The organism is Geodermatophilus sp. SYSU D01176, assembly GCF_054050015.1.
Window position 1 is genome coordinate 39,181 of sequence record NZ_JBJGYN010000037.1, and the last position, 10,708, is coordinate 49,888.

Consider the following 10,708-nt stretch of genomic DNA (forward strand, 5'->3'; position numbering starts at 1 on the left):
GGCAGGTGGTCCTTCAGCCTCAGTCGTGGACCGGTGACTCGTGGCCGGCGTGCGCCTCGCCCTCCAGCTGGAAGGTGCAGTGCGCGACGTCGAAGTGGTCGCCCAGGCAGGCGCAGAGCGCGTCGAGCACCCGCCCGCCGTGGCCGTCGGCCAGCGCCTCGTCGCTGACGACGACGTGCGCGGACAGCACCGGCAGCCCGGAGGTGATCGTCCAGGCGTGCAGGTCGTGGACGCCGACGACCCCCTCCACCCCCAGGACGTGCGCGCGCACCCGGTCGAGGTCGACCCCGCGCGGCGCCGCCTCCAGCAGCACGTCGACCGCCTCGCGCAGCAGCGACCACGCCCGGGGCAGCACCAGGGCGGCGATGAGCAGGGAGGCCACGGTGTCGGCCGGCGTCCAGCCGGTGGCCGCGACGACCACGCCGGCGACCAGGACGGCCACCGAGCCGAGCGCGTCGCCGAGCACCTCGAGGTGGGCGCCGCGGACGGCCAGCGACTCCCGCCGGCCGGAGTGCAGCAGCGCCAGGCCGGCGAGGTTGACCGCCAGGCCGACCGCCGCGACGGCGAGCACCACGCCGGCGTCGATCTGCGGCGGGTCCCCGATCCGGCGGACGGCCTCCACGACGACGTAGCCGGCCACGCCGACGAGCAGCAGGCCGTTGGCGACGGCGGCGAGGATCTCCGCCCGCTGCCAGCCGAAGGTCCGCCGTCCGCGGGCGGGCCGCTGGGCCAGGGACACCGCGCCGAGCGCGAGGCCGATGCCGAGCGCGTCGGTGGCCATGTGCCCGGCGTCGGCCAGCAGGGCGAGGGACCCGGAGACCAGCGCACCGGCGACCTCGGCCGCGACCACCGCCACGGTGAGCCCGAGGACGACGGCCAGCCGGCGGCGGTACCCGGCGGACGCGGTCGACGGCGGGTGCCCGTGGGCGTGCCCGTGCCCCATCAGCGCAGCCCAGCCGTCGCGTTCCGCACGGTCCGAGTGTCCCGCACCCGACGGCCACCCTCCGGGGGTCCGCGCCGAGCCCTGACGGCCCCCGTGCAGGCGAGAGGACCCCGTCGTCCTCACCGTGGAAGGACCTCGTCCTCCCCACCCTTCGCAGGCTCAGGGTGGGACCCGGGACGAGGCCTGCGGCGGGCTCTGGACGGGACCTGGCGCGAGCCTGCGATTGGCGGGGGCACGGGGGTCCTCCGAGGGGCGAAGGGTGGTCCTTCGTCAGATCGCGACGCCGCGCTCCCGCAGGTAGGGCACCGGGTCGACCTTCTGACCGTTCAGGCCGCCCAGGCGCACCTCGAAGTGCAGGTGAGGACCGGTGGACTGGCCGCGGTTGCCCAGCAGCGCGATGGTGTCGCCGGCCCGGACGACCTGGCCCGGCGTCACCAGGATCTCCTCCATGTGCCCGTAGACGGTGACGTCGCCGTTGTCGTGCTGGAGGTACACGACCAGGCCGTAGCCGCTGGCCGGCCCGGCCTCGAGCACGATGCCGTCCATCGCGGCCTTCTCGGGCGTGCGCATCGGCGCGGCGAGGTCGATGCCGGCGTGCGTGGTGCCCCAGCGCGAACCGAAGCCGCTGGTCAGCCGGGCACCGTCGACGGGCAGCACCGCGTCGGGACGGGCCGCCTCGGCGATGGCCACGGCGGCGAGCCGGTCGGCCTCGGCCTGTGCCTGCGCGGCGGCGGCCTGCTCGGCCTCCCGCGCGGTGCGGCTGGCGGTCAGCTCGCCCAGCCGGGCGGCGGCGTCGGCCTCGGGGACGGCGGCCGGGGAGCCGGCGTCCAGGCCCAGCTCCGCAGCGACGCTGACCGAGGAGCTCTCGGTGACGTCGGTCTCCTGGGCCTGGGTCAGCTGGCTGCCGGCGGCGACCAGGCCCAGCCCGCCGGCGCCGACCAGCGCGGCGGCGAGGTAGACGGCCGGACGGCGGCCCGGCAGCGGGATCCCGCGACCGCGGAGGCGAGCGCGCCACCCCTCGCGTGCGACCGGGACGACGGAGAGCGGACCGGACTCCTCGGCGAGCCCTTCGATGCCGGCCCGGGCGGCGGCCTCGGCCTGCCCGGTGAGGTCGGCGAGGTCGGTGACCTCGGTGAGCCGCGGCTCCTCGGTGGCGGTGCCCGACGGGAGCGCATCCCCCATGCGCTGCGTCCGGACGGTGTGCGGGGCCGTCTCGTGCTCGTCGACGGGACGGTCGTGGTGGAGCTGGCTCATGCACCTGACTTCCGGAGGGGGACAAGGTCGTCGTGCGGGTGTCCGGGGGAAGCGGACGGGAGCCATGTAAACACGTCGTGACCAAATCGTGATCTGACGACGGGGGTATCGGTAACCGAATGAGTGACCTCGGTCACCGAACTCCATCGCTGTCCTTCGACGCCGGGTCCATCCGGGGTGACGAAGGGTGATCGGCACGCCGTTCGCCGCCAAGTTGGGGGGCGATTGAGCTCACGTCGGGGCAGAAGTCCCTTGTCGGAGCCCGTCGACGTCGATCCGAGGAGTGCACCCCCATGCGCGCAGTCACCTGGCACGGCCGAGCAGACGTCCGGGTGGACACCGTCCCGGACCCCACGATCCAGGAGCCCACCGACGTCGTCATCGAGGTCACCTCAAGCGGCATCTGCGGGTCGGATCTGCACCTGATCGAGGTCATGGCGCCGTTCATGACGGTGGGCGACGTGATGGGTCACGAGCCGATGGGCGTCGTCCGCGAGGTCGGCGCGGAGGTGACCGCCGTCCGCCCCGGCGACCGGGTCGTCGTCCCCTTCAACATCTCCTGCGGCACCTGCTGGATGTGCTCGCAGGGCCTGCAGTCGCAGTGCGAGACGACGCAGAACCGCGAGCAGGGCTACGGCGCCTCGCTGTTCGGCTACACCAAACTCTACGGCCAGGTCCCGGGCGGCCAGGCGGAGTACCTGCGGGTGCCCTTCGGCAACACGCTGCCCATCAAGGTCCCCGACGGCCTGCCCGACGACCGCTTCGTCTACCTCTCCGACGTGCTGCCCACCGCGTGGCAGGCGGTGCAGTACGCGGCCACCCCGCCCGGCGGCACGCTGCTGGTGCTGGGCCTCGGCCCGATCGGTGACATGTGCACCCGCATCGCCCACCACCTGGGCATCGAGAACGTGTACGCCTCCGACGTCGTCCCGGAGCGGCTGGCCCGGGCCACCGCTCGCGGCACGCACGTCATCCGCTCGACGAAGAAGGACGACGTCGTGCAGGCGATCCAGGAGGCGACCGCCGGCCGCGGCGCCGACGCGGTGATCGACGCCGTCGGCATGGAGGCGCACGGCTCGCCGCTGGCCAGCATCGCGCAGAAGGCCACCGCGGTCGTGCCCGACGCGATCATGGAGAAGGTCATGCAGGTCGCCGGCGTCGACCGGCTGGCCGCGCTGAACACCGCCATCGACGCGGTGCGCCGCGGCGGGACGATCTCGTTGTCCGGCGTCTACGGCGGCGCGACCGACCCGCTGCCGCTCATGCGGATGTTCGACAAGCAGATCCAGCTGCGCATGGGCCAGGCCAACGTGTGGCGCTGGGTGCCCGACATCCTGCCGATCCTCACCGAGGGCGACCCCCTGGGCGTCGACGACTTCGCCACCCACCACGTGCCGCTCGAGCAGGCGCCGCAGGCCTACGCGGACTTCCGCGAGAAGAAGGACGGCGCGGTCAAGGTGCTGCTCAAGCCCTAATCCGCACCGTGTGAGCAGACCCACGCGGCGTGCCGGGCATGTCGGCCCGGAACGCCGCCTTGCCCCCAGGGAGGGTCTCCCCGGGGGACCCAGCCGGACGTCGCAGTCCGCCCCACCTCGTCCGCGCCCACGTCCCCTGGAGCCCCTCCGTGCCTCGCGCCCTGCTCGCCCTCGCCATCGGCGCCTTCGGCATCGGCACCACCGAGTTCGTGGTGATGGGCATGCTGCCCGAGATCGCCGACGGCCTCGGGGTCTCGGTCCCCTCGGTCGGCCTGCTCATCTCCGCCTACGCCGTCGGCGTCGTCGCGGGCGCGCCGACCCTGACCGCGCTCGGCGTGCGCCACCCGCCGCGGCAGACGCTCGTGGCGCTCATGGCGCTGTTCGTCGTCGGCAACGCGCTGTCGGCCGTGGCGCCCACCTACGAGACGCTGGCCGCCGCCCGGGTGCTCACCGCGCTGGCGCACGGCTCCTTCTTCGGCGTGGGCGCGGTGGCCGCCCGCCGGCTGGTCGCGCCCGAGCGCGGCAGCAGCGCGATCTCGCTGATGATCGCCGGGCTGACGGTGGCCAACGTCATCGGCGTCCCGCTCGGCACGTTCGTCGCCCAGCAGACCAGCTGGCGGCTCGTGCTCGGCGCGGTCGCCGTCATCGGCCTGGTGACGATCGCCGGGCTCCTGGCCTGGATGCCGCGCGAGCTGGGCGAGCCCGGCGACCTGCGCACCGAGCTGGCCGCCTTCCGCCGCGGGCGGGTGTGGCTGGTGCTCGGCCTGACGATGATCGGCTTCTCCGCGCTGTTCGCCGTCTACAGCTACGTCAGCCCGATCCTCACCGAGCTGGGCGGCATCCCGGTCGGGTGGGTGACTCCGGTGCTCGCGCTCTTCGGCATCGGCACCACCGCCGGCACGCTCGCCGGCGGCCGGCTCGGCGACCGCTACGGGTTCTCCTTCGTCAGCGTCGGCCTGCTCGCCACCGCCGTCGTCCTGGCCGCGTTCGCCGCCCTCGGCCGCAGCCCGCTCGCCGCGGTCGTGCTGCTGGTGCTGTTCGGCACGCTGGCCTTCGCCCTGGGTCCGGTGGTGCAGAACGCCGTCATCGAGGCGGCGCGGGTCCCCGGCGGCAGTTTGGTGTCGGCGGCCAACCAGGGCGCGTTCAACGTGGCCAACGCCCTGGGCGCCGCCCTCGGCGCAGCGGTGCTGTCGGCGGGCCTGGGCTACACCGCGCCGATCTGGGTGGGTGCGGTGCTCGCGCTGGTCGGCGCCGCCATCGCCGTCGTCGCCCGCGCTGCCGACCGGCGGGACCGGGTGCCGGCTCCCGCCGCCGCGGACGCAGTCCCCGCGGAGTGCCGCACCGCTGCCTGACCGGGGTCTGCGCCCGCGTCGGTCGGACAACGGCCGAGCGGGCAGTCGCGGTCGTCCCGCACGGCGCGGCGACCGGTGTCGGCGACCGCAACTGCGCAGTCGGCTACGGATCGCCCGCCAGTGCACGGGCGGCCGCCGCGTCGTCGGCGTCGAACCCGATGGAGCCGACGGTGCCGTGCTGGGCGACCTGGTCGTCGATCCAGCGGCGGTGCGCCTCCCACGCCGACTGACGGGACATCCCGAGGGACCGGCCGATGTCGGCCCACGAGGCGCCGGCCGCTCGCGCCGTCCGGACCGTCAGCTGCCGGCCCTGAGCCGCCTTGCGGGCGATGACCTCGCCGAGGGCGAGCAGCTCGAGCGCCTCGGCCCGACCCAGCGGGCGCGGCCCGTCCGGGCCGTCGGGGTCGGCCAGCGAGTCACGGGTCCGCAGCTCGTCGTACCGCCGGACTGCGGTCACGAGGGTGTGCTCCCGATCGAGGGCGTCGATGGCGGCCATGCCCCAGCGTCCGTCAGGGCGGCCTTACAGTCAAGAGGGCCTGACAGTCAAGAGGGCCTGACAGCAGCTCAGCGCGCGCGCTGCACCCGTGTCTCGTCGAACACCGGCTCGGCGGACTCGTACACCCGGCCGTCCGCGCCGAAGACGAGGAAGCGGTCGAAGGACCGGGCGAACCAGCGGTCGTGGGTCACGGCGAGCACCGTGCCGTCGAACGCGGCCAGCGCCTCCTCCAGCGATTCCGCCGACAGCACGTCGAGGTTGTCGGTGGGCTCGTCGAGCAGCAGCAGCGTGGCCCCGGACAGCTCCAGCAACAGCACCTGGACACGGGCCTGCTGCCCGCCCGACAGCGTGCCGAACAGCTGGTCGCCGGACTCGGCCAGGCCGTAGCGGCGCAGCGCGGCCATGGCGCGGCCACGGTCGACGCCCGGCCGGCCGGGCTCGCCGTGCCACAGCAGGTCGACCAGCGTGCGGTCGAGCCACTCCGGGTGCGCGTGCGTCTGCGCGAAGAACCCCGGGACGACACGGGCGCCGAGCCGCCAGGCGCCGGTGTGCGCGACGTCCTGCCCGGCCAGCAGCCGCAGGAAGTGCGACTTGCCCGCGCCGTTGGCCCCCAGGACGCCGACCCGGTCGCCGTACCAGACCTCCAGGTCGAACGGCCGCATCAGGCCGGTGAGCTCCAGCTGCTGGGCCATCACCGCGCGCACCCCGGTGCGGCCGCCGCGCAGCCGCATGGCCACCTTCTGCTCCGGGGGCCGGTCCGGCGGCGGCCCCTCGGCCTCGAACCGGGCCAGCCGGGTCTGCATGGCCCGGTAGCGGGAGGCCATGTCGGGTGAGTTGGCCGCCTGCTGCTGGAGCGTGCGCACCAGCTCGACCAGCCGCGCGTGCTCCTCGTCCCAGCGCCGGCGCAGCTCGGCCATCCGCTCGTGCCGTGCGGCCCGCGCCTCCGCGTAGCCGGCGAACCCGCCGCCGTGCACCCACGCCGTCCCGCCCTCGACGGTGACCACCCGGTCGGCGACGCGGGCCAGCAGCTCCCGGTCGTGGCTGACGAACAGCACGGTCTTGCGGGTGTCGCGCAGCCGCTGCTCGAGCCAGCGCTTGCCGGGGACGTCGAGGTAGTTGTCCGGCTCGTCGAGCAGCAGCACCTGGTCCGGGCCGCGGAGCAGCGCCTCCAGCGCCAGCCGCTTCTGCTCCCCGCCCGAGAGCGTGGACAGCTCGCGGTACTTGCAGCGGTCGTAGGGGAGGCCGAGCGCCGCCACCGTCACCGCGTCCCAGGTGACCTCGGCCTCGTAGCCCCCGGCGTCGCCCCACTGCGCCAGCGCGTCGGCGTAGGCCAGTTGCGCGCCGTCGTCGTCGGTCCCCATGAGGGTGAGCTCGGCGGCCTCGACCGCCTCCCACGCCGCCCGCACCCCCGGCGGCGCGAGGTCGACGAGGAAGCGCTGCACGGTCGTGTCGTCGCGCACCGAGCCGATGAACTGCCGCATCACCCCGAGGCCACCGCTGCGGGCGACGGCGCCGTCCTCGGGCACGAGGTCACCGGCGACGATCCGCAGCAGCGTCGTCTTGCCGGCCCCGTTCTCCCCCACCAGCGCGGCGCGGGCGCCCTCACCGACCCGGAAGGAGACGCCGTCCAGCAGCACCCTGCCGTCGGGGAGGGTGTGCCGCACCCCGGTCACGTCGACGAAGCCCACCCCGACATGATCCGGGAGACGGCAACCGGTTTCGCCGGTCCCGTCCTGAGCCCGCGGAGGGTGGGTCGCCTCTCAGGCGACGGACTGCAGCCGTTCCCGGGCCAGCCGCTCGACCAGCTCCGGCAGCGCCGTGGCCGGTACCCCGCTGAGGTCCTGCCGGCAGGTGCGGACCACGGTGCCGATGACCTGCGGGCGCAGCCGCGCCCGGAACTCGTCGGCGAGGCGGGCCACGGCCTGCTCGACGGCGGGGTCCTCGGTCAGCGTCATGCGGGGGCGCCTCCGTGCGCGTGGGGGTGTGGGCCGGCGCACTGGGCGCCGAGGTCCAACGGTGGCTGCTGGAGACCGGTCGCACCAGGGACCTTGGTCCATCGCGCAACCCACGGTTGCGGATCGCGTCGGTGCAGGACGAGGGTGAGCATGGGTTTCCGACGCGAGGAGGCGCGGGGTGCCGTTCCAGGACCGCAGGGACGCGGGCCGGCAGCTGGGGCGCCGCATGGCGCCCTCCGCCGGCCGGGACGTCGTGGTCCTGGGGCTGCCCCGCGGCGGGGTGCCGGTGGCCGCGGAGGTGGCCCGCGCGATGGGCGCTCCGCTGGACGTGATCCTGGTCCGCAAGCTCGGCCTGCCGCGGCGCCCGGAGCTGGCGATGGGCGCGGTCGGGGAGGACGGCGTGGTCGTCGTCAACGACGACGTGGTGCAGGTCGCCGGGGTCGACCAGGCGACGTTCACCGACGTCCAGCGGCGCGAGCGCGAGGAGCTGGACCGCCGGGCCCGGCAGCTGCGCGGCGACCGGGCCCGGCTGCCCCTCGAGGGCCGGACGGCGGTGGTGGTGGACGACGGCGTCGCGACCGGCGCCACCGCACGGGCCGCCTGCGCGGTGGCCCGTGCGCACGGTGCGGAGCGGGTGGTGCTGGCCGTCCCGGTCGGCTCGCCGCACGCGCTGCGCGAGATCGCCCCGGTCGTCGACGAGGTGGTGTGCCTGGAGAGCCCGCAGCGCTTCGCCGCGGTCGGGCAGGCCTACGAGGACTTCCGGCCGACCGAGGACGAGGAGGTCCTGGAGCTGCTGCGCCGTCCGGCCCCGGCACCCCCGGGCGAGGGCGCCACCCCGCGGGACGACGACGTGCTGGCCGACGTGGGTCCGGCCGGTCTCCCGGGGCACCTGACCGTCCCCGGGCACGCCGGTGGGCTCGTCGTCTTCGCCCACGGCAGCGGCAGCGGCCGGCACAGCCCCCGCAACCGCGCGGTCGCCGAGGTGCTGCGCTGCGCGGGGATGGCGACGCTGCTGGTCGACCTGCTCACCCCGGAGGAGGAGGCCGCCCGCGGCCCGGTGTTCGACATCGAACTGCTGGCCGGCCGGCTGGCCGCGGTGGCCCGCTGGGCGACGGCCGAGCCGTCCTGCGCCGGCCTGCCGCTGGGGTTCTTCGGCGCCAGCACCGGGGCCGCGGCGGCCCTGGTGGCGGCGGCGCGGGACGAGGCCGTGCGGGCGGTGGTGAGCCGCGGCGGCCGGCCCGACCTGGCCGGCGCGGCGCTGGCCGACGTCCGGGCGCCGACGCTGCTCGTCGTGGGTGGCCGCGACCAGCAGGTGCTCGAGCTGAACCGGGAGGCGCAGGCCCGGCTGCGGTGCCCGAACCGGCTGGCCGTCGTCCCGGGCGCCTCGCACCTGTTCGAGGAGCCGGGCACGCTGCGCGCGGCCGCCGAGCTGGCCCGCGACTGGTTCGCCACCCACCTCGTCGCGACGGCCCCCGCCGGCCCCCCGGCCCGGTGGCTGGCGGATCAGCCCGCGGAGTAGCCGTTGGTGCCCGCCCGCGTCGCGGCGACGGCGTCCTGCAGCAGCGCGGTGAGCTCGGCGCGGTCGACCCGGTCGAGCGAGGTGAACCGGATGCAGCTCTTCCCGCAGGAGACCCGGCCGAGCCGCCCGGCGCGGGCCTCCGCCAAGTAGGTGCCGTCGACGACCGCGCAGACGTAGAGCGACAGGTGCCGCTGCTGCGCCGCGAGGGCGATCAGCGGCCACGTCGTCGTCTCCCGGGCCGAGCGCGGCCGGTACGGCATCAGCCCGTAGCCGAGCATGCGTCCGGCCCCCACCGGGACCAGTTGCCGGTCGATGCCCGGCGCGGCGGCCGTGACCAGCGCGTCCGCGGCCCGCAGCTCGGCCTCGCGCGGGCCGGCCGCGGCGAACCACTCCGCGATCCCGGCGTCCACGGACGGCTGCCTCAGCTCAGCGCGATCGACAGCACCGTGGCCGCCGCGGTCAGCAGCAGCGCGAGCACCACGAGGGCGGCGACCAGCCGCCGGCGCCGCTCCGCCTCGGGGCCGCCGGCCCCACCCATCCCCATCACGGGCCGCACGCTACCGGCGGGGGCCGACGGGACGGCGTCCGCACAGCAGGGTGTCCAGCGCGGTGCCCGCCGGTGTCTCCCGGCGCACCTGCTCCAGCCGGTCGACGTCGAGCAGCTCGGCCACCGGGGCCAGCCGCGCGACGCTGGACAGGATCGCCGGGTCCTGCGGACCGCCCACCCCGCGCGCGAGGTTGTCGGCGTCGTGGCCGAGGACGAGCAGCCGGCCGCCCGGACGCAGCCACCCGACCGCGCGACGCAGCACCGCGGTGGTGTCGGCCTCCGGCAGGTGCAGGTAGGCGACGAGCACAAGGTCCAGCGACCCCGGCGGAGCCTCCCAGGCCAGGACGTCGGCGGTCACCCAGGTGACGCGGTCGGCGCCCGGGCGACTGCGGCCCCGGTCCAGCCCGGTGGCGGAGAAGTCGACCGCCGTAACCCGCCAGCCGCGTCCAGCCAGCCACAGCGCGTGCCGCCCCTCCCCCGCCGCCAGGTCGACGGCGGTGCCGGGCGGCAGGCCGGCGAGCAGATCCGCCACGAGCGCGTTGGGCTCGACCGACCACTGCTGCTGCGCGGCGTAGCGCGCGTCCCAGTCCGCTGCCTGCACGGGAGCATCCTCCCAGCGTGGCCGGCGGGGGCGCTGACCTGCGGCCCTTCCGCTGAGTCACGGGCAGCAGGCGGGATCCACCCGGTCGGATGACCCGTTCCGGCGCGCGGCCGCGGCCTCCCCGTTCCTAGCCTCAACGTATTCGGAAGGCCACGGAGAGTGGGGGTGAGCAGGTGGACGGCATCGCCCTGCTGCTCGCGGCCCGCCGGGGGCTGGTCCGTGCGGCGTTGCTCGCGGTCGCCGCGACCGCGCTCTGGCTCGCCGGCGCCTCCACCGCCTCCGCCGAGGAACCGCCCCCACCCGCCGCTCCCCTCGCGGCGGCCCTGGTGTCGGCCCCCGTTCCGGTGGCCGACCTGGCCCCGCCCCTGACCGACGCCGTCCGCGCGGTCGCCGAACCGGTGGTGGCCGAGGTCGCGACCGGGGTCGTCGAGCCCGTCCGCACGTCCGCCGTCCGGCCGGTCCTGGAGGCCGTGGTCGAACCGGGGGGGGGGGGCGGGGGGGGCGCCCGGGGGGGGGGCCCCGGCTGGCCCCCCCCCCCCGGGGCCCCCCCCCCCCCCCCCGCGCCG

General features: G+C 76.0%; 11 protein-coding genes. 3 read left to right on the forward strand and 8 right to left on the reverse strand.

Features of this window, described 5'->3' with window-relative positions:
• Positions 1 to 19 precede the first annotated feature (19 nt).
• Both ACI78Z_RS18070 and ACI78Z_RS18075 read right to left on the reverse strand, forming a co-directional pair.
• Positions 20 to 943, reverse strand: coding sequence for a cation diffusion facilitator family transporter (locus ACI78Z_RS18070; RefSeq protein WP_457037928.1), 924 nt, complete (start codon positions 941 to 943; stop codon positions 20 to 22).
• Positions 944 to 1,213: 270 nt separating this feature from the next.
• On the reverse strand, positions 1,214 to 2,197 hold the full coding sequence (locus ACI78Z_RS18075; protein ID WP_457037929.1) for a M23 family metallopeptidase: 984 nt from the start codon (positions 2,195 to 2,197) through the stop codon (positions 1,214 to 1,216).
• 293 nt (positions 2,198 to 2,490) lie between these two features.
• On the opposite strand from ACI78Z_RS18075, the gene ACI78Z_RS18080 reads away from it, so the two are divergent.
• Positions 2,491 to 3,672, forward strand: coding sequence for an alcohol dehydrogenase catalytic domain-containing protein (locus ACI78Z_RS18080; RefSeq protein ID WP_457037930.1), 1,182 nt, complete (start codon positions 2,491 to 2,493; stop codon positions 3,670 to 3,672).
• 149 nt (positions 3,673 to 3,821) lie between these two features.
• The gene (locus ACI78Z_RS18085) at positions 3,822 to 5,024 is read left to right on the forward strand and encodes an MFS transporter (RefSeq protein ID WP_457037931.1); all 1,203 of its coding nucleotides are present in this window, start codon (positions 3,822 to 3,824) and stop codon (positions 5,022 to 5,024) included.
• A 103-nt stretch (positions 5,025 to 5,127) separates the two neighbouring features.
• Here the strand turns inward: ACI78Z_RS18085 and ACI78Z_RS18090 are convergent, their stop codons facing one another.
• The 3 genes from ACI78Z_RS18090 to ACI78Z_RS18100 all read right to left on the reverse strand — a co-directional run bounded on the left by ACI78Z_RS18090 (position 5,128) and on the right by ACI78Z_RS18100 (position 7,475).
• Complete coding sequence (locus ACI78Z_RS18090) at positions 5,128 to 5,520, reverse strand: hypothetical protein (RefSeq protein WP_457037932.1); 393 nt, start codon at positions 5,518 to 5,520, stop codon at positions 5,128 to 5,130.
• 68 nt (positions 5,521 to 5,588) lie between these two features.
• A complete protein-coding gene (locus ACI78Z_RS18095) occupies positions 5,589 to 7,208 on the reverse strand; it encodes an ABC-F family ATP-binding cassette domain-containing protein (protein ID WP_457037933.1) in 1,620 nt (539 codons plus the stop codon).
• Between the two features lie 72 nt (positions 7,209 to 7,280).
• Entirely contained in the window at positions 7,281 to 7,475 is a 195-nt protein-coding gene (locus tag ACI78Z_RS18100; protein WP_457037934.1) for a three-helix bundle dimerization domain-containing protein, read from the reverse strand.
• A gap of 178 nt (positions 7,476 to 7,653) precedes the next feature.
• Here ACI78Z_RS18100 and ACI78Z_RS18105 point away from each other — a divergent pair, with 178 nt between their 5' ends.
• The gene (locus ACI78Z_RS18105) at positions 7,654 to 8,994 is read left to right on the forward strand and encodes a phosphoribosyltransferase family protein (protein WP_457037935.1); all 1,341 of its coding nucleotides are present in this window, start codon (positions 7,654 to 7,656) and stop codon (positions 8,992 to 8,994) included.
• Here ACI78Z_RS18105 and ACI78Z_RS18110 read toward each other — a convergent pair.
• The 3 genes from ACI78Z_RS18110 to ACI78Z_RS18120 are packed head-to-tail and all read right to left on the reverse strand — an operon-like array spanning position 8,979 to position 10,142.
• Positions 8,979 to 9,404, reverse strand: a complete 426-nt coding sequence (locus tag ACI78Z_RS18110; RefSeq protein ID WP_457037936.1) for a DUF1801 domain-containing protein — start codon at positions 9,402 to 9,404, stop codon at positions 8,979 to 8,981. The genes ACI78Z_RS18105 and ACI78Z_RS18110 overlap by 16 nt on opposite strands.
• Before the next feature lie 11 nt (positions 9,405 to 9,415).
• Complete coding sequence (locus ACI78Z_RS18115) at positions 9,416 to 9,541, reverse strand: hypothetical protein (protein ID WP_457037937.1); 126 nt, start codon at positions 9,539 to 9,541, stop codon at positions 9,416 to 9,418.
• A 10-nt stretch (positions 9,542 to 9,551) separates the two neighbouring features.
• Positions 9,552 to 10,142, reverse strand: coding sequence for a class I SAM-dependent methyltransferase (locus ACI78Z_RS18120; protein WP_457037938.1), 591 nt, complete (start codon positions 10,140 to 10,142; stop codon positions 9,552 to 9,554).
• Positions 10,143 to 10,708 lie beyond the last annotated feature (566 nt).